Source organism: Vibrio sp. D420a (genome assembly GCF_030248625.1).
Lineage (GTDB): Bacteria > Pseudomonadota > Gammaproteobacteria > Enterobacterales > Vibrionaceae > Vibrio > Vibrio fortis_A.
The window spans coordinates 87,146-109,233 of sequence record NZ_JAHGAN010000002.1; the positions used below are offsets into that span (position 1 = coordinate 87,146).

The following is a 22,088-nucleotide window of genomic DNA, read 5'->3' on the forward strand; positions in this document are numbered from 1 at the left end:
TTCTAATAGGCGCACAATGACATACTGTTCTTAATCATGGTATTTATTGCAGGGACGAGCTCATTTTGGCTCAAGGACGAGTGGCTATATTTCAAATCATCCAGATCACCAAGATCAAAAATTTGCGCATTTAAACTGTAATGATTTGCGTATGTTGTCGACTCATCAAACTGAATCAACAAAGAGACTGGGCAATCAGTCTGCAATAGCTCATTTGCGTAAATAGCATTGTTTAAAATCTGCAAAGCCAAGAGGTACTCCGACTCATCATTGACGTAAAGCGTCTTATTGTTGTTGGTTAACTTTTCAAAATGCTGCTGATCTAAATTACTTCTGTCCTTGGCGTGTATCATTGAACAATAAGCAGTAACGGCGAGTAAGCCGAATGCCATCAACAAGCCTAGCACCTGAAGAAAACCAGACCCTTGAGAATGAGTTAGGTAGCAATGGTGGCTATCTATTTTTGAACCTATTTGTGTAGAACGCATTAACCCAAGCAAAAACTGAGTGAAGTTACTTTGGTTTTGCACAGGCAAACGAACGGATGCGTTTTGAGTCGTAGAGACCTGATGTGGGTTCTCATGAGTGACAATGTCACACTGTGCTTGTATTAGTTCTTTTTGATGCTTTGTATTTGTATCTTCTGTATTGAATTTTTTTAACAAACTGGGGTGCTTGGGTTCAGTAATGCAAAAACGGTAACCGACTTTATTCACAGTTAGCACTTCAACACCTTCCGCTCTCAAACGTAGCAGTGTTTGCCTGATGTTTGAGATGACATTTGTTAAGGCTTGATCTGAAACGATACAACCTGTCCAACATTGTGCGAACAGTTCATCTCTAGACACTGCAAGCCCATCATTTTTAATTAGCACTTGAAGCACGTCATAAGCAAGAGGGCGCAGCGTGACTTGTTTTCCATCTTGATTGGCGATGGTTTTGTTTTTGGTGTTAATTACCAAGTTAGAGATGATTTGTATGTGCTTCATAGTGTTTGCGCTTCAATTTGTGTGAGGTGGTTCTGTGTCTGATCTTTTTTCTTGGCGCTAATTATGCCTTGCGAAGATAAACCGAATGTAAACGGATGTATGTGGTGTTGATTTGATTTTATTTTTGTTTAGGTGTGTGTGATTGGTGTGTGAAGATGTTATTTATCTAAAAATCAGTGGTTTATGGTGTTTGATTATTATCGTTATAAAGTCGTGATGGTTTTGTTTATTTTTTCCGACTCTGAAAGATTAACTTAAATGGCAGTTCGACATAGATCGAACCTATTGAGTTTTACCTTAACTACGGGTGGTGGTTTAGGGTTTAGTATTTGTTGGCTCGAAAAGCTGACATTGAAGTAAGAGTTGGAAGAACAAATGAAAGTTAATGTTATTTTATGCGCAGTCTTGGCATCTTTAAGTCTGGGCAATAGTGCAGTAGCTGCAGAGCGAGGTTACTATTTTGGTGGTGGAGTAGGATCAGCGAGTATTGATGATGGTGGGATGAATGACTATCGTTCAATACCAACAACTATGAAGGCAGACGACAACAGTTTTCATCTTATGGGTGGTTATAAGTTTAACCGTGTCGCATCTTTAGAGCTGCAGTATACGAACTATGGAGACGTCAAAACTAAACGTGCGGGAAAAAATGTAATGACTTGGTCTCCCACAGCAATCAGTCTATCTGGAAATATTGGTTATACGTTTAACAATGGATTTCGCCCATACGGTATCATTGGGTTGAGCTACATCGATCTAGACATGAAGCTACACCCAGAATTGCATCAGATGATGGTTCAAAAAAATGCAAAAGTTAACGACTCGGGTGATGCTCTACGCATTGGTTTAGGTATTGAATACACACCTAAAGTCGTTGAAGGTGTCAGTTTCCGTGCTGGTTATGAGTCTGATATCTTCGACTTCAAGCACTTTGATACACAAACGTATTCCGTGACATTGGGCTCTTTCTTTGTGGCTGGTACCTATCACTTTTAATCGCTGAACCTATGTTAAGCCTCGTTGGGGAACAGGCTAGCCGCGAGCTCTATCGCGGCTTTTTCGTATCTGGCATTGAGCGATTAAAACGATCGGATATGTGCAGTCACACTTACTACACCATGGTCAGTGCTAAATTGGTCGACTTCAAAGCTAGGGTTAATCAGATGCTGGTCTTGCACCTGATAGTTGGTTATCTCCATCAAGCTAGAAGAGTTTTGGCAGTCAAATTCATTAGAAAGTAGGATGTAGTCGAGCACTGAACCACTCGCTCCATAATAGTGAGTCGGTGGACGCTGAACCAATAGATCTTCCTGATGAAGCTGATGATAGAGCTCCCAGCTATCGCGTAAGCGAAAGTACTTTAACCAGTGTTTGCTCTCTTCATTTCTATTGAGTGAATCGTTGAGTAACCCTTTAAACTCATCGCTGGTGAGTGGTTTATTGAAATCCCCCATTAACACAACAGGGCGTTCGGATTGATGACGCTGTCGTGTGATGTACTCGTGCAATACTTGTACTTCTAACCCTCTCTGTACGCTTGAAAGCCACCACCCAAGTCTTTCTTGGTGGAATTGAGTTAAGGTTTCGCTATGAACTGGTTTTTTAGAGGGGGCATTATTTAGCTCTGCATCAGAGTTCTCAGCCTGAATAGGACGTTGAGATTTAAAATGGACCACATAGCAATCTGTTAAGCCAAGGTGAGGCAGTTCAATCGTCGCGTGGACAGGCAAGCGATTGAACCTAAATTCCTTTAAAAGCTCTGTATTGAATTGCTTTTGAAATTGCGAAGATAGGGAAACTGCGCGAGTTTCCCTGATCGGATAACGTGATGCAATGGCGACAACGGGGTCTCGAAATAGGTAATCACTCTCGACATTGGGTTTATCGACAACACTAAAAAAAGGGTAGCCGAGCTCATTAACTAGTGCCTCAAGCGAAGCCGGGCTGAACACCTCTTGAAAGCCAATAATGTCACTGTCGGCCTCTTTAATGGCATTTTTTATCCACCCTTGTTTCTTAGACCACTCCTCAAAGCTATAGATATTCTCAAAATCATAGTAAGCGTTAGGTGGCTCAAGGTAGTTGAAAAGGTTGAATGTCGTAATAGTTAGGTGACTCGGTGTGTTCAAAGCAGGTTCCTGAAAGTCAGACGCTGTAACAAAGCGTGATTACTCTATTCAGTATACGTCATCTCGCTTTAAGGTATTGCTGCAGGTGACATTATTTTTATCGAGCGAAGTGCAGCACGTTATCCATTTTGCCATCGATATCGAGGCAGCAATGGTGAGTGTCATTTGATGCCGAGCGAGTTTTTGCTCTGGCGAGCTGGGCTCGGGTTCGCTTTAAAACTTGTTCTAGAGTGAGATCCGAATCAGGAACGTAACTACTTGCTCCCGCTGTGAGTGTGACTGGGATTTCGGTAGCATTGTCTAAAAGCTCGACCAGTCGACGAAACACATTACGTGCTTCCTTAAGGGGAGTGTTGGGTAAGAGGATGAAAAATTCATCATCGTCACGGGCGATAGTTTCGGTTTTTCTTAGTTGTTCTACGCAAACAGAAGCGAATTGTTGTAAGACAGCGTCTCCAACTTGAAAGCCATGTTTGTGGTTAATGGTATTGAGTTGGTTAATATCGAAATGAACAACGGTTAAAGGCTGACCGGTTCGGTCGCACAATGCGATTGCACGGTCGAGCTCCTCTATAAAGACGGCGTAACTGTATACGTTGGTCAGTTCGTCTTTAAAGCTAGTGGCTTGGCGCAGTTTTTCAAGCTGATGGTTGAGTTCCAAGTCTCTCAAGATGTGTTCGTCTACTGTGAGCCACTTTTCAAAATCTCTAATTAGCCTTGCTGAGTCAATGTGATGGGTATGAAGTGAGTGTTTGAGTTGGGACAGCAAATTCGCTTTTACCGCTAGGCCACATAACAGGAATTCGGCCACCGTAACGTGATGGGCGTTTAACTCAGTAACAAGCCGAATGTGATAATTGAAATTTTTTTGAGTGTAACTGCAGGTTAACCAGGTCTGTATATGATGTTTAATGGCGTTGCAAAGAGGACTATACGACAGACAGCTTTGCACTTCAGGGTGGGAGAATCGGGTTTTAGTCCTCAATTGATCTAGGTATCTATCTGAGATTTCTGAGTAATTTATGCTCAATTGAGTTAGATGATGAGAGAGAGTTTGAACTTGTTCGGTGGTTAGGTTGACTAACTCAAAGTAACGCTCAATGTTGCGTTGATTGATTGTCATTCCTTCCCGCTGTAGGTTCATATTACCCTCTAAGTGCATTTGTGTACGGTAAAATTAGCATAGTATTCGGAGGTGGAAGAGTAAAGGATACGCAGAGAAATAAAATCAATCACTTACATAATTTGAACTTCCTTACATTTTAAGAGAAATGAAATGTAAGCGCAGGTAGCGTTTTTACTAGGGTAAGGTTCTCTAGGGTTTTACTCGAGAAAAGTCTGTGTCGACGCACTAAGTGTTTTATTAGTTATTACATGACGTTAGATTTTTCTCTATACTTATTTTTATTATCGTGTGTCCAACTTGTGGCGTATTCAATCACACTATTTATTTTATCATTTGCAGGGAGAGTCAAATGGGAACAGATTGCCGAGTTAATCCAATTAAACGGTCAACATTTTTTCGCTTAACCCACCGCTCACGCGCACTAGCACTGCCTCTCATGGCGCTCTTACCTATTTCTTCATTTGCTTCTGAAGGTGGCGTTCAAGTCATCGAAACGACTCAGTTAGTTGGGTTTGGTGAAGCGAAGTATCCAGCTGATTTCAAACACTTCGATTACGTAAACCCAGACGCACCTAAGCAAGGTAAAATCACCTATGGAGCTATCGGCACGTTCGACAGTTTTAACCGCTTTGGATCGCGTGGTGTATCAGCAAGTTACAGTGGTGAACTTTACGATACCTTGATGTTTTCACCATCGGATGAAATAGATGCGTATTACCCGCTTATCGCTTCAAAGGTCCGCTACGCCAGTGACTTTTCATGGCTAGAAATAGACATTAATCCGAATGCGCGTTTCCATGACGGTAAACCAATCACTGCGCACGATGTCGCGTTTACTTTCGATAAGTTTTCAGAAGAGGGTGTCCCTCAATATCGCGTTTACTACAAAGACATTAAATCCGTTACCGCTGTTTCTGATTTAGTGGTTCGTATTGAGATGGAAACCCCAAATCGTGAAAAGCTATTCAGTTTTGCGCAAAGCACTCGTGTGTTGCCAAAGCACTACTGGCAAGACAAGAAGCTCTCTGAACCTTTGAGTGAACCGCCTGTAGGCAGTGGTCCTTATAAAGTGATCAATTACAAGTCTGGCCAAAGTGTTACTTACGGATTAGACGAGAATTATTGGGCTGCAGATTTACCGGTTAATGTTGGTCGCAACAACTTCGAGCGTGTCCAATACGATTATTATCGTGACGATACGGTAATGCTAGAAGCCTTTAAAGCGGGGGAATTTGATTTCCGTATGGAGAACTCCGCTAAGTTTTGGGCAAACTCTTACACAGGTAGCAACTTTGATAAGGGCTACATCGTAAAAGAAGAGATTGCTCACGAGCGTCCAGAGTCGGCACAAGGCTTTGTGTTCAACACTCAATCAGAGGTGTTTAAAGACCCTAAAGTCCGAGAGGCATTAACTTATGCTATGGACTTTGAGTGGATGAACAAGAACATGTTCTACAACCAATACGATCGGACTCGAAGCTACTTCCAAAACACGGAGTATGAAGCGACAGGCTTGCCGTCTGATGCAGAAGTGGCGGTACTTTCTGAGTTTAAAGATCAGATCCCTCCTCGTGTATTTACTGAAGAGTTCCAACCACCCGTCACTGATGGCAGCGGCCGTATTCGTACTCAAATGAGAACAGCTTTTAAGCTTCTTAAAGAGGCGGGTTGGGTGCTGAAAAACAAAGTGATGACCAACGAGAAAACGGGGCAGACACTCTCTTTCGAATTGCTTATCTATAGCCCGACCACCGAGCGTATTTCTATCCCACTTCAGAAAAACCTGAAACGAATGGGTATCGATATGAAGATCCGAACGGTTGATACTACACAATACATCAAGCGCTTACGTGATCGTGATTTCGATATGGTCTCTTCGGCATATTCAGCGAACGCTTATCCGAGCCCGAACTTGATGATTGCTTGGAACTCGAACTACATTGACTCGACTTACAACACGGCTGGTGTTATCGATCCGGTTATCGACTCTTTGACTGAACAAATATCCAAGAGCCAACAAGATCCTGAAAAACTGCTTACGTTAGGTCGAGCGCTTGACCGCGTACTACAGTGGAATTTCTACACCATTCCTCAGTGGCACTTGGGTAAGTACCGTGTTGCGATGTGGGATAAGTTTGAGCGCCCTGATACCTTGCCAAAATATGACCTTGGTGTTGATACGTGGTGGATTTCGCAAGATAAAGCGAAGCTACTGCCTGAAAAACGTCGTTAGGGAGTCTCATGGCTGCGTATATATTTAGACGTTTATTGTTGGTGATCCCCACATTGTGGGCGATCATCACCATTAACTTTTTTATCATTCAGATCGCGCCCGGTGGCCCAGTAGAACAAGCTGTAGCTCAGCTGGAAGGCCACAATTCTGGCATTATGGAGCGCTTCTCTGGCGGTGGCCAAGAAGTCGACTTGAGCGATTCAGAACAAGCTTCTTCGAGCGGCTACAAGGGCTCACGCGGTTTAGACCCCGAAGTCGTTGAAGAGATCAAAAAGCAGTTTGGTTTCGACAAGCCGATTCATGTCCGTTATTTCGACATGTTGAAAAACTACGCCACTTTTAACTTTGGTGAGAGCCTATTTAAAGGAGGCAATGTTATCGATTTGATTGTCGAGCGTTTGCCTGTCTCTATTTCATTGGGGCTGTGGAGTACGTTGATCATCTACATCATCTCGATTCCGTTGGGTATTATGAAAGCCATCCATCACGGCTCTCGGTTTGATATCTGGTCGAGTGCTGTGGTGATTGTCGGCTATGCGGTCCCGGGGTTCCTGTTTGCAATCATTCTTATCATTCTGTTTGCAAGCGGTAACTACTTTAGTTGGTTCCCATTGCGTGGATTGGTCTCCAGCAATTTTGACCAGCTCAATTGGTATCAGCAAATCATCGACTATTTCTGGCATTTGGCTTTGCCAATCTTTGCCATGGTAATTGGCGGCTTCGCAACACTAAGCATGCTGACCAAGAACTCTTTCCTTGATGAGATCAACAAGCAATACGTTGTCACGGCTCGCGCCAAAGGACTCGACGAAAACAGTATCCTCTACCGACATGTTTTCCGTAATGCGATGCTCATTATTATTGCAGGTTTCCCAAGTGCGTTTATTAGTATCTTCTTTACGGGCTCAATGCTGATAGAGGTGATGTTTTCTCTAGAGGGGATAGGGCTGCTTGGTTTCGAGTCGACAATTCAACGAGATTACCCTGTGGTATTCAGTTCTCTCTATATTATGACTCTGCTTGGGCTAGTGCTCAGTATTATTTCCGATCTTACCTATACCTGGGTTGATCCTCGAATCGACTTTGAAGCGCGTTAATGGTGAATTCTAAATGAAGTTTAAAAATCCTTTAGCAGAAGCAAGATGGTTAAGGTTTAAAGCCAACAAGCGCGGTTTTATCTCTTTGTGGATCTTTTCCATTCTGTTTGTGTTGAGCTTGTTTGCTGAGATTATCGCTAACGATAAACCGCTATTAGTTTCGTACGATGACCAATGGTTCTTTCCGGTTGCGACTGAATATGCAGAAACAGAGTTCGGTGGTGAGTTCGAAACCGAAGCGGATTACAAAGACCCTTATGTCATAGAACTGATTGAAGAGAAAGGCTACATGATCTGGCCTGTGATTCGCTTTAGCTACGACACTATTAACTTTGAAATTTCTGGGGCGGTCCCATCTCAGCCAGATTCAGTTAACTGGTTGGGGACGGATGATAAAGGACGCGATGTATTAGCGCGGATCATTTACGGTTTTAGAATCTCGGTGTTGTTTGGTTTTGTACTGACTATAGTGTCGAGTGCTATCGGTGTGGCTGTTGGTGCCACACAGGGTTACTACGGTGGTTGGGTTGATCTGTTTGGGCAGCGCTTTATTGAAGTCTGGTCGGGGATGCCGACACTGTTCTTACTGATCATCCTTTCAAGCTTTATTGAGCCTAACTTCTGGTGGTTGCTCGGCATTATGGTGCTGTTTAGCTGGATGAGTTTAGTCGGGATTGTGCGAGCGGAGTTCTTACGTTGCCGTAATTTTGATTATGTTAGAGCAGCTCAAGCTATGGGCGTTGAAGATAAGCGAATCATGCTGCGTCATATGTTACCCAATGCGATGGTAGCATCGTTAACCATGATGCCATTTATTCTATCTGGCTCGGTGACTACGCTGACGTCACTTGATTTCTTAGGTTTTGGCTTACCTGCAGGGTCACCTTCTCTGGGTGAGTTGCTTGCTCAGGGCAAAGCTAACCTCCAAGCGCCGTGGCTTGGTATTTCCGCGTTTGTTGTACTATCGCTGATGCTGACACTGTTAGTGTTTGTTGGTGAAGCAGTTCGTGACGCATTCGATCCACATCAGCAGAGGTAACAATGACAATGAATAATACTGTTCTGACTATTGAAAACCTCTCGGTTGGTTTTGGTCGTAAAAATGCCATTGAACAAGTCACTCACAATGTCTCCTTGTCGATAAACAAAGGGGAAACATTAGCCTTGGTGGGCGAAAGTGGTTCTGGAAAATCGGTGACTGCTAACTCAGTGTTGAAGCTACTGCCAAAAGGTTCGTCTCACTATCTAACTGGGCGTGTGAACTTTTCTGGTACCGATATCCTTAGCTGTTCTGAACGTCAGCTGAGAGGTATTCGTGGTGGGCGAATCGGTATGATCTTCCAAGAGCCTATGGTGTCACTGAACCCACTGCATAAAGTGGGTAAACAGCTGGTGGAGACTTTAGCGATTCACCGTGGAATGCGAACCAATAAAGCGCAAGTCTTAGCTGTTGAATGGCTTTCTAAGGTTGGTATTCGTAACCCAGAACAGAAGATAAACGCATACCCTCATGAACTCTCAGGCGGGGAACGTCAAAGGGTAATGATTGCGATGGCTCTGATTAATGAGCCTGAGTTGCTAATTGCTGACGAACCAACGACGGCATTGGACGTGTCGGTACAAGCCCAGATACTGGACTTGCTCAAAGACCTTCAACAAGAGCTTGGTATGGCGATGCTGTTTATTACTCACGATTTGAGTATCGTACGCAAAATTGCTGACCGTGTTGCTGTTATGAAAGATGGTGAGTTAGTTGAAGAGGGTGAATGCGTTTCGCTATTTAGTACACCAAAGCATCCGTATACCAAAAAGCTGATTGATTCTGATCCTAAAGGTTTGCCTGTTCCTGTTACAGCTGATGCGAGTTCACTACTTAATGTTGAACAGCTTAAAGTGTGGTTCCCAATCACAGGTGGCTTGTTTAAACGCACCATTTCACACGTGAAAGCGGTAACTGATATGCAGTTCGACCTAAAGCAAGGGCACTCAATCGGTTTGGTTGGAGAGAGTGGCTCGGGTAAGTCGACGACAGGTATGGCGATTCTGAAGCTGGTCGAAAGTGAAGGTTCAATTCAATACGATGGCAATCAAATCCAAGGGTTGAATCGTCAAGAGATGCTGCCGTATCGAAGTCGAATGCAGGTAGTGTTTCAAGATCCGTTCTCAGCACTGAACCCGCGTATGTCAGTCGCGCAAGTAATAGGTGAGGGCTTACGAGTTCACCAAGAACTGGATGAAGCTGAACTTGACCAGCGCATTTGTGACGTAATGAAGGAAGTCGATTTAGACCCTGAAACGCGCCATCGCTACCCGAATGAATTTTCAGGAGGGCAGAGGCAGCGGATCGCGATCGCACGAGCCTTGGTACTCAAGCCAGAGTTTATTTTACTGGATGAGCCGACGTCCTCTTTGGATCGAACAGTTCAAGCGCAAGTATTGGAGCTCCTGAAATCGCTACAGGAAAAGTATCAGCTGACGTACCTATTTATCAGTCATGATTTGAACGTTGTTAAATCACTTTGCCATTACACCATTGTGATGAAAGCGGGAGAGGTGATTGAAAAGGGCAAAACAGAACAGCTTTTTTCTAACCCTCGACATGAATACACCCAGCAGTTGGTTTCTTTGTCTAATGTAGGCTCTTAAACACAGCTCATTTGTCGCTTTTGTGCATCAAGCCCGATATTTAAAGATATCGGGCTTTTTCGTTTCTTCATTTCCATTTCTTTCAATTACTTAGTTCACCGATTCACCAACTGAAAACCAACCAAGCTGAATGATACATAAGCTAGTTTTGTAGCAGACTGCGCAATTCTCAAATTCTCTGTTTGTAGCTAAACAAAATGCAAACGTTTGGTTTGAGTTTTTGATCTAGTATAAGTGATTGATTTAATGTATTTTTATGCCTGTTTTTATTGGGCTCTTTGTAACCTTTTGTACACGAATGTAACCATTTGACTACTTTTTATCATTAATTATATTGATGCTCAGTTGTTATAAATGGAGTTTGGCTAAATAAAATGGTTGCATATTTATTGAAGCGTTTCGCGTTAGTTGTGCCGACGTTTCTAGGGATCACAATACTCATCTTCGCGATTACCCGCTTTGTGCCGGGTGGTCCGGTGGAGCGCATGCTAGCAAATATGCAGCCGCAAGGTGATGGTGCTTCGGCGAGCGCTGTAGTGGGCCAAAACTCCGCACTTTCAGAAGAACAGTTGGCAGACTTAAATAAGTTTTACGGTTTAGATAAACCCGTAACAGAAGCTTACCTAGATTGGCTGTCACGCTTGGTTCAATTCGACTTAGGTGAATCGACTCGTTACTACGAGCCAGTTACTGAGATGATCTTTGAGCGACTGCCAGTGTCTGCGATGTATGGCGGCATCACTTTCTTCATCAGTTACTTCATTTCGATCCCACTTGGCTATTACAAGGCCTTGAAGCACGGCAGCGTTTTTGACTCCGCTTCGTCAATCATGATTTTTGTTGGATACGCATTACCAGGTTACGTAGTGGGTGTTCTGCTTATCACTTTGTTTAGCTACCACTTAGAGTGGTTCCCGATGGGTGGGTTTGTCGACGATGATTTTGATGATTTCACCACATTGTCAGAGCAGGTGACAGACATCCTCTGGCATGCAGTGCTGCCTCTGATTTGTTACTTAATTGGTGATTTCGCCACGTTAACCATGACCATGAAAAATAACCTAATGGAGAACCTGTCATCGGATTACATTCGAACCGCGATTGCTAAAGGTCTGCCATTTAGACAAGCCATTCGTAAGCATGCGCTTCGCAATAGCTTGATTCCGATTGCGAGCCACTTTGGTAACTCACTACTGTTTTTCATGACGGGCTCATTCTTGATTGAAGTGATCTTCGATATCAATGGCATCGGTTTGCTAGGTTACGAATCGATTGTAGAGCGAGATTATCCGGTGGTGATGGGTATTGTTGCGATTAACGCATTGGTACTGCTACTTGGCAATATTTTATCTGATGTGTGCGTTGCGCTTGTCGATCCTCGTGTGAAGTTTGGAGCGTAATCATGTCTGGATTAAATATGTTCACTATTAACCCGTTAACCAGAAAACAGATCAAGCGCTTCAAAGAGATCAAGCGTGGCTACTGGTCACTTATGTTGTTGTCGACACTATTGATTTTGTCTCTGTGTGCAGAAGTGCTGATTAATAGCAAAGCGCTCGTTGTGCGTTACCAAGGCGAGTACTTCTTCCCAATTTTTTCCGATGTGTATTCAGGCAGCACTTTTGGCTTGGACTATGCGGCAGAAACTAACTATCGCGACCTGCAGCAGAACTTTGAATATGAGAACAATGGCGACTTCGTGTTATTGCCATTGGTTCCTTGGAATGCATTTGAACAGGACTTTTCAGGCAATTTTCCGCCTAATGCTCCGGATTTTGAATCGCAACATTATCTAGGCACCGACGTTATTGGTCGCGATATCCTTGCCCGTTTGGTCTACGGCTTTCGAACTGCGATGGGCTTTGCTTTGCTGACAATGAGCATCGCCTACGTCATTGGTGTCACGGTTGGCTGTGCAATGGGATTCTTTGGTGGGAAATTCGATTTAGTGGTGCAAAGGCTGATTGAAACGTGGTCAATGGTGCCGTTCCTCTACGTAATTATGATTTTGGTTTCCATAGCGCAACCCACCTTTATGCTGTTCGTCCTGATCAACGTGGCATTCAGTTGGATGGGTATTACCTGGTACATGCGAACCATGACATACAAGGAGTCAGCGCGAGAGTACGTGTTGGCTGCCAAAGCTTTAGGTGCTTCCACTGCAAGGATCATTTTCCACCATATCTTGCCCAATACCATGGTGATGATAGTGACGCTAGCACCTTTCACTATTGCAGCGAACATTACTGCGCTTACGGCGTTGGATTATCTGGGCCTTGGCCTTGTTCCACCAACACCTAGTTGGGGAGAGCTGTTACAGCAAGGGAAGTCGAACTTGGATTCACCATGGATTGTTGTGTCTGTGGTAACAGCGATTGTTTCTGTGTTGGTCATGGTGACCTTCATTGGTGAGGCCATTCGCACCGCCTTCGACCCGAAAAAATACACTCTATATAGATAGAAACAAGGAAGTAATCATGTATAGATTTGCACTTATTTCACTGCTGTTCAGTGGTTTGGCTCAGGCAGCCACACTACCGAGCGACCTGCAATGGCAGAGCAACTGGCAAGACCCTGTTTTTGCGTCGGACGAGGCTAAACGTGGTGGAACTCTGCGTAGTTACATGTTGAGCTTTCCACAAACTCTTCGCTCTGTCGGCCCTGACGCGAACTCGGGTATTCGCTTTTACATTATGGATGGCACGCCAAAGCTTGCTCAACGTCACCCAAATACGGGTAAGTGGATCCCTCAACTTGCTGATGAGTGGGCGTTTTCGGATGACTACAAAACGGCTTACTTTAAGTTGAATCCAAAAGCCAAATGGTCTGATGGTGAAGCGGTGACGGCAGATGATTACCTGTTCATGCTGACGTACTACCGTTCTAAGGACATTATCGATCCTTGGTACAACGATTTCTTCAGAAACAGTATCGAAAGTGTCGAGAAGTTCGATGACTACACAATCTCTATCACTGTCTCTGAGCCAAAAAGTAATGATGAGCTTATGGTGCTACTCAATACACCTAGCCACGGCTTGCAACCGCGCCCGCAGCACTATTTTGCCAATATCAATGATCAAAATGGCGATGGTATGGACGATAACTTTGTTCGTAAATTCAACTTTAAAGCTGAACCAACGACGTCGCCTTACTACATCTCTAAGATCAATAAAGGTCGCAGTATCACCTTTAAACACGTTGGTGATGATTGGTGGGGATACGACAACAAGTATTACCAGAACCGTTTTAATGTCGACAAACTGCGTATCAAGGTGATTCGCGATTCGGATATTGCACGTAAACACTTTGAGAAGGGTAAATTAGACACCTTTGCTATGGTTCTTCCGCAAATGTGGCATGAGAAGACGGACTCAGAACCTTTCACAAAAGGTTACATTCAAAAGTTTTGGGGCTTTAACCAAACACCACAAGGTGCGGGCGGTCTGTGGATGAACACTTCAATGCCGTTGCTAAATGATATCAATGTTCGTAAAGGGATCACTTTCGCCACCGACTTCGATGGCATGATCAAGAACGTACTTCGCGGTGACTATTCACGTAAGCCTCACGCTATGGGTTTCGGTCATGGTGATTACGACCTGCCAGATGCGAAAGCGCCTGCGTTTGAACCTGAGCTGGCTATTGGTTATTTCGAAGCGGCTGGCTTTACCAACATTGGCCCTGATGGTATTCGAGTCAATAAAAACGGTGAGCGTCTCAGCTTTAAGATTACTTATGGTTACAACATCTGGACTCCTCGTATCGCGTATCTCAAAGAGCAAGCCAAGCTAGCGGGTTTAGAGCTTAACCTGAACCTTGTAGATGGCTCTGCGGCATTTAAATACATCCTAGAGAAAAAGCATCAACTTGCATTTCTGAATATGGGTGGTGGTGAGCTTCCGGCATACAAAGAGTATTTTCACTCGAGTAATGCAAACCGAGTACAGACCAACAATCACACTAACTACAGTTCGCCAGAGTTGGACCGCAAGATTGAAGCATTCAAATCTGAATTTGATGCTGACAAAAAACACCAGCTTTCTAAAGAGATTCAAAAAGCAATCTCAAATGCTTACGTGATTGTACCAGGCTACATGGTGCCTTATACACGCGATGCACACTGGCGTTGGGTTAAGTTTCCAAATAACCCAATGACGAAGAAAACCGGTGCGATGTTCAACATTCTAGGCACCAGTAACTTCTGGATTGATACCGAATTAAAACAACAAACTCAGTTGGCTTACAAAGAGGGCGAAACGTTCGAACCTGTCACTGTGATTGACGACCGTTACAGGCTATAGGGCGCAATATTAAATGAAGCAACAAACAGTACTAAAAGTACGCGATTTAGAGGTGGAATTCAGCACCGATGAAGGCGCAGTCAAGATCCTAAAAGGTGTCTCGTTTGACGTTAAAGCGGGTAGAACCTTGGGTTTAGTGGGTGAATCGGGCAGCGGTAAAAGCGTGACATCAATGTCGATTATGGGGCTGTTACCTAAACCATACGGGCAGGTAACAGCGGGTGAGATTTGGTATCGTGAGACGGATCTGACCAAGATGGTGGAGCAGGATTTGTACCAAATGCGTGGCAACCGCATCTCAATCATCTTCCAGGATCCAATGACGGCGCTGAATCCAGTTCAAACGGTTGGCAATCAATTAGTAGAAGTACTTGATCTACACCACCGCCAGATGTCTAAGGCTGACAAGGTGGACTACGCAATCGGCTTGCTAGAAAAAGTAAAAATTCCGATGCCTGAGCTTAGATTTCAAGAGTACCCACACAACCTTTCTGGTGGTATGAGGCAGCGAGTGATGATCGCAATGGCACTGGCTTGTAAGCCGGACGTACTTATCTGTGATGAACCAACCACTGCGTTGGATGTGACAGTACAAGCGTCGATCCTCAAACTTATGAAAGAGCTTCAGGAAGAGACGGGCATGGCGATGATTTTCATTACTCATGACTTAGGTGTGGTTGCTGAGATCTGTGATGACGTTGCGGTGATGTATGACGGACGAATTGTTGAAAACGCAGATGTTTTTGAGCTTTTTGATTACCCGAAACACCCTTATACCAAGAGATTGCTTGGCCTGATTCCCGGCTTAGATTCAGAACCCAAGCAAGCAATACAGATTGACCCTATTGATCTGTCACTTTTTCCTGAATACCAAGGGGCATCGTAATGGCAGAAATACTTAGAATCGAAGGGTTAAAACAGTATTACCTAACGGGTAAGGGTGTCTTTAAAAAAGGTTATGTAATCAAAGCCGTCGATGGCGTTTCGTTCAGCTTAGAACAAGGTCAAACCTTAGGGCTAGTGGGCGAGTCTGGATGCGGTAAAAGCACTCTTGGGCGTACCATTCTCAAGTTGTATGAACCGACGGAAGGAAAGATCTTCTTCGAGGGTAAAGAGATCACGTCTTTGAACTCAAAGCAGATGAGACCGCTTCGCCGTGAAATGCAGATTGTCTTTCAAGATCCATTAGAGTCTTTGAATCAGAGACATACAGTAGGTGGCATCCTCGAAGAACCTTATAAGATTCATGGTATTGGCACTCCAGCCGAGCGAAAACAGTGGGTATTGGAACTACTCGACAAGATAGGTTTGCCGCACACGGCGATAAACCGCTATCCCCATGAGTTTTCCGGTGGTCAAAGGCAGCGCATTGGCATTGCTAGAGCTATTGCGTTGAAACCGAAGCTACTTATTTGTGATGAGTCAGTATCGGCGTTGGATGTATCAGTACAAGCTCAGATATTGAATTTACTGCTCAAGATACAAAAGGAGATGAATCTATCCATCATATTTATCTCACACGATTTATCGGTGGTTAAACATATTTCAGACCATGTAGCGGTAATGAAAAAAGGGAAAATTGTCGAAATGGGAACCGCAATAGAGGTGTATTCATCACCAAAGAATGAATATACCAAGGAGTTATTATCCGCGATTCCTATTACGCACCCTTCACAAAGAATAAAAAACAAAACAACTCAGGCGGCGAATAACTATTAAAAGGGCAGACGGATTTAAATAGCAGAAGGACAGTATGAATAAAACAAAATTATTGCCAATTCTATTGTTGGCAACGCCCTCGCTTGTGCTCGCAAATAACTTGCAAGATGAGTGGGCCGAAGGTGATGAAAAAAGTGCATGGTCAGGTTATGTGAGCGCCGATTACTCACGTAATGGTTTTGAAGACAGTGCTTATTTAGCAAGTCGTGTAGCGTCAGCAACGGGTGTTTTGCGTTATGCCGTTACTGAAAAATCTCGATTGCAACTCGTGGTATCTGGATATCACCAACAAGACGGTGATGTTTATGGTACACGCGGCCAGTTCTTGAATGACACTTCCTTGTCTTGGGCTCGTAACGGATTATTTAATCCGACTGAAGGGTCCTCGGTAAGTGGTGAAATTAGGGCGATATTTCCGACTTCAGACACTTCTGAAAGAGAGGACCTGCAGTTTGGAACACGTGTGAAACTTCGTTGGAGTGCGGCATTTGATGAGGTGTTAGATGGTCTAACGCTGAGCAATACGCTGCTACTAAGAAAGAACTTTCATGAATATAAAACCGCTGGTGGGCATCAACTGATTGAGTACCGATTGAGCAATCAAGTTTCCATGGATTATGCGTTTGCAGACGACTTTTATCTAAATATTTTCTTTATGCCGAGGCAGTCATGGAATTATCTGGGTAACTCACTGGATCCGACCCTTTTACATGGAGAAGAAATTGGTTACCAAATGACAGAGAGTATTTCGATGTCAGTTGGTATGACTAACAGTGTGAGTTATTACAACCCAGATAAAGGGCAAAATCCGCTTAATGATCTGATTGATTTAAAAAAGATGACCTATTACGCAGTGGTTAATTATCAGTTCTAGCGAGAGAGCTAATTAATAAAAACATCGTTATCTACTAAACGATATAACTATAAATACAGGGACATTATGTTTAGAAAAGCAATAATTGCAGCGAGTATCGCCGCTGTACTCAGTGGGTGTGGGGCCGAGGATCGTGCCTATGACACAGTCGAGAGATCCGCAAAAGAGATGACCGTTCAGTCTCTAGATACCGAATCATTGTGGATGTACATGCCTTCAACTGGTGAAGCACCGCGTTACGCGTTAACCCAGCGTGGTTTTTTTCAGGGCGACCCGAAATTAGTTAAGCTACGTTTTGACGAAACCAATGGTATATACGTTGAAGCGCTAGACCGCGATAAAGTTGATTCTCTAGAACCTAGTCGTTGGGACTCTGAAATCAACCGTATACCGGTACTGAAAATTCCAGGTGAATTCAGACAATACCGCTGTGCTGAAAATGCCTATGGCGAATGTATCAATAAAGAAGAGATCAACACGGATGAGAGCGTCGACTGGACAACCGCGACACACTTCATTCCTGATTACGAAAACATCGAATCACTATCAGAAGATACGCTAAGCACATGGTACACGGCTAGCAACGTATCAGAGAGCGCCGATCCACGTGTTATCTCATATGAATACAACCCAGAAGAGGGTGTGATTAATGTTGAGGTAGAGCGTACATTTACAGCTGACCCAGAAGATCAGTATGAGTTTGGTGGTCTAGAAAACTTGTCATTCAAGACTCGCTTTTTCTACTCTCTAGTTAAATTAGATAAGCTAGCGAGCTCAAACTACGAGCCAGTTTATTATCAGGGCCAAGACAGCGCGTATTACGGCTTTTTTAATGACAGCAAGGCGGTGAAAACGCACACAGGCGAAAGTGATGTTCAAGGCTCGCGCTTCGCTTACATCAATCGTTTTAACCCAAATCTAGAGTCGATCGATTACTACCTAAGCGATAGCTATTTTAAAGAGGGTAACGAAGTTTACCGTCAACTGACTATTGATACGATGAAAGAGGTCAACGAGTCACTTGAAGGCACCGGTGTGCCGCCAATCAAGATTGTGAATACCGATGAAAAAGCGGGTATTCAATCTGGTGACTTACGTTACAACGTTTTCAATCTGATTGATGAGCCGGTAGATAATGGCTTGTTGGGTTATGGTCCATCGGCAACTAACCCGCTAACGGGCGAGATCATTCACGCTCATGTTAACCAATACTTAGGCGTTATTCGTACTACCACTCGTCGTTACTGGGATGACTTGGCGATGCGCTATAACCGTCAAGAAATCGCTAAGCTGGCACCGAAAGTGGAGAGTGAATCCGACAGTGGTGAAGCTGATGGTGATGCAGCACCTGTAGTTGCTGAGCGTACTGATGTTGATGTGTTTAACGACATGATCGCGGCTGACCGAGGCCCAGACCAATTCGTTCCACAAGTTACCGAAGGTGAGATGGAATTTGTTGGTCAAGGCAAGTTCATTAATGAACTACCAAAAGCTGATTTAAACCATCAATTTGATGTAACCAACCAAGATGCAGCGCTTAAAGCGTTTTATAAACGTCAAGATATGCTGAAACGTTTCTCTGAGCAGAACGTCTACAGTGAAGACGCAATGTGGCTAAGTACTAATGCGAAAGGTCTGATCGCTGGTATTGACTACGCTGATGGTGGTTATTTTGCTGATGCTGAACAAAACACCATGAAAAAATGGAATGAGTTGAGCTTAGAGCAGCAGAAGTTCGCAAGTGAAGCGATCTCAGAGCATATGTTTAAGTCGACTTTGATTCATGAGCTAGGCCATAACTTAGGTTTACGTCATAACTTCATGGGCTCAGTGGATAAGACGCACTTCTACACTACCGAAGAGTTGGCACAAAGTAGCTTAGGTCACCAAGGCAAACCTGCAGCATACAGCTCGATCATGGATTACGGTGCATCGATTTTTGATGAGTTGTTGGTCTTTGGTAAATACGATAAGGCTGCACTTAAGTTCGCTTACGCTCGTGAGATTGAAACCAACGAATTTGTTGGCGAATCAGTTCGTGATAAGACAGGCGCTCAAGTTCGTAAGACATACTCATTGGCAGAGTACGACCGCCAGATGACAGAGGATTACAATGCGTATCCTACCGGTGTTATTGCTCACTTGCGTGCTAACGCAGGTACTGATGGTATCCCAGAATTAGCGAGCTACCGCTTCTGTACCGATGAGCATACGACGACAAGTTTAACTTGTGATCGTTTTGATGAAGGTACATCGCTAACCGAGATTACGGAGTTTCGTATTCAGCGTTATTACGACAGCTACGAAACGGCTAACCGCCGAAATGGTCGTGATTGGTTCTCTCAATATCACCAATATGAATACTTCTGGCAACGTATGTATGAATTCCAGAAGATACGTGACATTGTAGAAAACGTCGGCGAAATCGATTTTATTTTCGCACGTTACATTGGTGCTGATACTACCAATAACAAAGGGCAGGTGTTTGAAGAGATCGCAGAGAACAACTGTTTAGATTGGCGTGGTAATCCAGTGCCACTTGACAACATGTCCGCAGGTTTACGCCCTATTTGTGATACGTACAATGCGGCAAATCTAGCAGCTGACTTCTTCTTAGATGTACTCACAGCACCAGATAAAGTATGTGAGTTGGAAGAGCTAAGTGGTGTTGAGGGTGTGCCGAACCGTTATCGCTTTGCAAAACTGTCTGATCTTTGGCTAACGTACCAAAGTGGTATGTCTCTGAACCGAGACGTTCCAACGAGCTGTTTCGATGAGGAGCTTGTTCAGCTGCTGAAGAACCAAGCTAATGAGATTGTGATGCGCTCTGAGACGCGTGATGGTCATATTTGGTCAAGCCTGAAGGCTAACAACCCGTACCAAACTGCGTCTAATTCAGTTGATCTACTGGGTGTGTGGCCAGACAAACTGCTTGCTGCGCAAATGTTGGTTCGTCGCGACTCACCGTACATCGCAACAGAGAATTCAAGTCTAGCGTTGATTGATCTGTCAGATAAGATCACCAAGTTGTACACACATCTGTCAGATTTAGCTGGCCGACCTGAAGCGCGTCAAGCGATCTTCGTTGATGGCAATGGTGATTATGTTGAAACCGTACTTCGTTACCAGCCGAGTATGACTCAAACGATTGAAGCGGTACCTTCATACCTATGGCCAATGAAGCGTTACTTTGTGTTGGGAGGACAAGATGCCTTTGAATATTGGACTGAAGGTGCAACACAAGACACTGTAGTTCCTTACTTTGGTACGTTGTTAGCGAATTTATCTAAGTATAACCGTGCGAATGAATATGGCCTTGGTGACTCTGTTCGTGGTCTAAGTGATTCAATCGCGATTAACTTAGCTAACAGTTCAACCGCTGACCCAGACGGTATTAACTTTACTTGGAAAGGGGTGAACTACTCGCTGAACTCACGTAACTCGCTTGCGAATGCTGTCGCTTCACGCGCCTTGTACCAAGATGATCAAAAAGCCCGTGTTGAGAAGCTAAACGGCTTGCCATATCGAGTTCGAAATGCGCTGTCTGTATTTAGAAACACACGTGACCGTAATGAAGCTCGTATTATTGCGATAGGTGACAAAGATGCGTTGGTTGCGCTTCGTGATACGACTGGTTTCGCACGCTGGACAATGTTCGACAGAATGTTCGAAGAGTACGAAGAAGACGGCAACAAGTGTCTACGCTTTAAAGTAGATGGTGAGTCTGATGAAGATCACATGAAGCGCAAGTGTAACTCTCTAGCTCGCCTGCAAACCGCTCAAAACAGTGCGATTGGCAAGTTTGAGGATGACGAGCTAGACAATATGTTTGATGTGGCACAGATCTTTGGTGACCAAATTGCGGATAACAACACAAGTTCTCTCAATGCTGCTCACAAAGAAGTATACGACTACGACCCAGAAGAACTAAGACTTTGGAGTTCGAACGAGTATGTGACATACCGCCGTGCTTTCGAACAGTTTCCACGTTACACAAAGTAATTAGGAAGTAATAAACTAAGTCGTTAATTGGAGCCGGTTATTCTTTCTAGTCTAACCGGCTTTTTTATTCATCAAATTAATGCATTACATTGAATTTTTAGCTGCATTATCTGTTATTTATATGTTATATAGATATATCTATCATTTTTATGAAACCAAATTAATTTTAAAAAATCACAGCTATGTAAGACGAATGTGCTGAATTCAAAATCAAGGAAGCGGTTCACAAGGGTAGCAAGAAACACGGTAAGAAGGATTTATGACCAACCCTAAATTAGTGATCGTGGAAGACGATCCAGTCCTAAGAGAAATGCTGCAAGAGTATTTCGAGAGCCAATCATTTGATGTTGTCACCATATCTGATGGGGCAACTGCCAGTGAGCAAATTTTAACAATCCAACCTGACATTGTACTTCTGGATCTAATGTTGCCAGAGGTTGATGGACTAACTATTTGTCGTGAAATACGCAGCCAATTCAATGGCAAGATTCTGATCTTAACGGCCAGTGACGATGATTTTGACCATGTTGCGGCGTTGGAAACGGGTGCAGATGACTTTATTAGCAAGCCTGTTCGACAGCGTGTCTTGCTGGCAAGGGTTCGTATGCTGCTTCGTCGAACTCAAGATCTCCAGCCAAATACCACAGGTAATGGCAATGAACTGAGCTTTGGCAAGCTTTCCCTCAACAAGGCGACTAAATCATGTGTTCATGCTGGCCAAGATATTCCAATTGCCGAGAGTGAGTTTGAGCTGCTTTGGTTATTGGCGTCTTCACCTGAGCAGGTCTTGTCACGTAACTATCTAACTCAGGAGATTCGAGGGATTGAATACGATGGTGTCGATCGCTTTATCGATAATAAAATCGTGATTCTTCGTAAGAAGCTGAATGACATCACTATGCCACCGAAAAAGATCATTACGGTTCGCGGTAAAGGCTATCTATTTGTTCCTGAACGCTGGTAAAGGCGACT

General features: G+C 43.9%; 16 protein-coding genes. 13 read left to right on the plus strand and 3 right to left on the minus strand.

The genetic code is table 11. The annotated features are described in order from the left end of the window. Positions 1-2 precede the first annotated feature (2 nt). Entirely contained in the window at positions 3-989 is a 987-nt protein-coding gene (locus KI743_RS01335) for a winged helix-turn-helix domain-containing protein (RefSeq protein ID WP_285464409.1), read from the minus strand. A 375-nt stretch (positions 990-1,364) separates the two neighbouring features. Here KI743_RS01335 and KI743_RS01340 point away from each other — a divergent pair, with 375 nt between their 5' ends. After that, positions 1,365-1,985 (plus strand): porin family protein, encoded by a 621-nt coding sequence (locus tag KI743_RS01340; RefSeq protein WP_285464411.1) that lies wholly within the window; start codon positions 1,365-1,367, stop codon positions 1,983-1,985. A gap of 83 nt (positions 1,986-2,068) precedes the next feature. On the opposite strand, the gene KI743_RS01345 is transcribed toward KI743_RS01340, so the two are convergent. Together KI743_RS01345 and KI743_RS01350 are read right to left on the minus strand one after the other, a co-directional pair. Further along, the gene (locus tag KI743_RS01345; protein WP_285464412.1) at positions 2,069-3,118 is read right to left on the minus strand and encodes an endonuclease/exonuclease/phosphatase family protein; all 1,050 of its coding nucleotides are present in this window, start codon (positions 3,116-3,118) and stop codon (positions 2,069-2,071) included. A gap of 97 nt (positions 3,119-3,215) precedes the next feature. Further along, entirely contained in the window at positions 3,216-3,788 is a 573-nt protein-coding gene (locus KI743_RS01350; protein WP_285464414.1) for a GGDEF domain-containing protein, read from the minus strand. 805 nt (positions 3,789-4,593) lie between these two features. Between KI743_RS01350 and KI743_RS01355 the strand changes: the two genes are divergently transcribed. The 12 genes from KI743_RS01355 to KI743_RS01410 all read left to right on the plus strand — a co-directional run bounded on the left by KI743_RS01355 (position 4,594) and on the right by KI743_RS01410 (position 22,080). Further along, positions 4,594-6,477, plus strand: coding sequence for an extracellular solute-binding protein (locus KI743_RS01355; protein ID WP_285464416.1), 1,884 nt, complete (start codon positions 4,594-4,596; stop codon positions 6,475-6,477). Positions 6,478-6,485: 8 nt separating this feature from the next. Continuing rightward, positions 6,486-7,574, plus strand: coding sequence for a microcin C ABC transporter permease YejB (locus tag KI743_RS01360; RefSeq protein ID WP_032552367.1), 1,089 nt, complete (start codon positions 6,486-6,488; stop codon positions 7,572-7,574). 13 nt (positions 7,575-7,587) lie between these two features. Beyond that, the gene (locus KI743_RS01365) at positions 7,588-8,613 is read left to right on the plus strand and encodes an ABC transporter permease (protein ID WP_032552369.1); all 1,026 of its coding nucleotides are present in this window, start codon (positions 7,588-7,590) and stop codon (positions 8,611-8,613) included. 8 nt (positions 8,614-8,621) lie between these two features. Further along, positions 8,622-10,220 (plus strand): microcin C ABC transporter ATP-binding protein YejF, encoded by a 1,599-nt coding sequence (gene yejF / locus KI743_RS01370; protein ID WP_373417775.1) that lies wholly within the window; start codon positions 8,622-8,624, stop codon positions 10,218-10,220. A 374-nt stretch (positions 10,221-10,594) separates the two neighbouring features. Next, positions 10,595-11,620: an ABC transporter permease subunit gene (locus KI743_RS01375; protein ID WP_032552373.1), complete on the plus strand. Its 1,026-nt coding sequence runs from the start codon at positions 10,595-10,597 to the stop codon at positions 11,618-11,620. A 17-nt stretch (positions 11,621-11,637) separates the two neighbouring features. Continuing rightward, on the plus strand, positions 11,638-12,681 hold the full coding sequence (locus tag KI743_RS01380; RefSeq protein WP_152470687.1) for an ABC transporter permease: 1,044 nt from the start codon (positions 11,638-11,640) through the stop codon (positions 12,679-12,681). A 16-nt stretch (positions 12,682-12,697) separates the two neighbouring features. Next, positions 12,698-14,521 (plus strand): extracellular solute-binding protein, encoded by a 1,824-nt coding sequence (locus KI743_RS01385; protein WP_285464419.1) that lies wholly within the window; start codon positions 12,698-12,700, stop codon positions 14,519-14,521. A gap of 13 nt (positions 14,522-14,534) precedes the next feature. Further along, a complete protein-coding gene (locus KI743_RS01390; RefSeq protein WP_285464421.1) occupies positions 14,535-15,407 on the plus strand; it encodes an ABC transporter ATP-binding protein in 873 nt (290 codons plus the stop codon). Beyond that, on the plus strand, positions 15,407-16,240 hold the full coding sequence (locus KI743_RS01395) for an ABC transporter ATP-binding protein (RefSeq protein WP_285464423.1): 834 nt from the start codon (positions 15,407-15,409) through the stop codon (positions 16,238-16,240). Before KI743_RS01390 ends, KI743_RS01395 begins: the two co-directional genes overlap by 1 nt. A 34-nt stretch (positions 16,241-16,274) precedes the next feature. Continuing rightward, on the plus strand, positions 16,275-17,114 hold the full coding sequence (locus KI743_RS01400) for a hypothetical protein (RefSeq protein ID WP_285464425.1): 840 nt from the start codon (positions 16,275-16,277) through the stop codon (positions 17,112-17,114). Between the two features lie 66 nt (positions 17,115-17,180). Next, the gene (locus KI743_RS01405; RefSeq protein ID WP_285464428.1) at positions 17,181-21,116 is read left to right on the plus strand and encodes a zinc-dependent metalloprotease; all 3,936 of its coding nucleotides are present in this window, start codon (positions 17,181-17,183) and stop codon (positions 21,114-21,116) included. Between the two features lie 259 nt (positions 21,117-21,375). Continuing rightward, positions 21,376-22,080: a response regulator transcription factor gene (locus KI743_RS01410; protein ID WP_285464430.1), complete on the plus strand. Its 705-nt coding sequence runs from the start codon at positions 21,376-21,378 to the stop codon at positions 22,078-22,080. Positions 22,081-22,088: the final 8 nt, after the last annotated feature.

What these genes read in the sequence shown, in the direction of transcription:
- KI743_RS01405 (WP_285464428.1), top strand. Translation starts at nt 17,181, where the DNA reads ATGTTTAGAAAAGCAATAATTGCAGCGAGTATCGCCGCTGTACTCAGT.
- KI743_RS01380 (WP_152470687.1), top strand. Translation starts at nt 11,638, where the DNA reads ATGTTCACTATTAACCCGTTAACCAGAAAACAGATCAAGCGCTTCAAA.
- KI743_RS01365 (WP_032552369.1), top strand. Translation starts at nt 7,588, where the DNA reads ATGAAGTTTAAAAATCCTTTAGCAGAAGCAAGATGGTTAAGGTTTAAA.
- KI743_RS01355 (WP_285464416.1), top strand. Translation starts at nt 4,594, where the DNA reads ATGGGAACAGATTGCCGAGTTAATCCAATTAAACGGTCAACATTTTTT.
- KI743_RS01385 (WP_285464419.1), top strand. Translation starts at nt 12,698, where the DNA reads ATGTATAGATTTGCACTTATTTCACTGCTGTTCAGTGGTTTGGCTCAG.
- KI743_RS01335 (WP_285464409.1), bottom strand. Translation starts at nt 989, where the DNA reads ATGAAGCACATACAAATCATCTCTAACTTGGTAATTAACACCAAAAAC.
- KI743_RS01390 (WP_285464421.1), top strand. Translation starts at nt 14,535, where the DNA reads ATGAAGCAACAAACAGTACTAAAAGTACGCGATTTAGAGGTGGAATTC.
- KI743_RS01410 (WP_285464430.1), top strand. Translation starts at nt 21,376, where the DNA reads ATGACCAACCCTAAATTAGTGATCGTGGAAGACGATCCAGTCCTAAGA.
- yejF (WP_373417775.1), top strand. Translation starts at nt 8,622, where the DNA reads ATGAATAATACTGTTCTGACTATTGAAAACCTCTCGGTTGGTTTTGGT.
- KI743_RS01375 (WP_032552373.1), top strand. Translation starts at nt 10,595, where the DNA reads ATGGTTGCATATTTATTGAAGCGTTTCGCGTTAGTTGTGCCGACGTTT.
- KI743_RS01400 (WP_285464425.1), top strand. Translation starts at nt 16,275, where the DNA reads ATGAATAAAACAAAATTATTGCCAATTCTATTGTTGGCAACGCCCTCG.
- KI743_RS01395 (WP_285464423.1), top strand. Translation starts at nt 15,407, where the DNA reads ATGGCAGAAATACTTAGAATCGAAGGGTTAAAACAGTATTACCTAACG.
- KI743_RS01340 (WP_285464411.1), top strand. Translation starts at nt 1,365, where the DNA reads ATGAAAGTTAATGTTATTTTATGCGCAGTCTTGGCATCTTTAAGTCTG.
- KI743_RS01360 (WP_032552367.1), top strand. Translation starts at nt 6,486, where the DNA reads ATGGCTGCGTATATATTTAGACGTTTATTGTTGGTGATCCCCACATTG.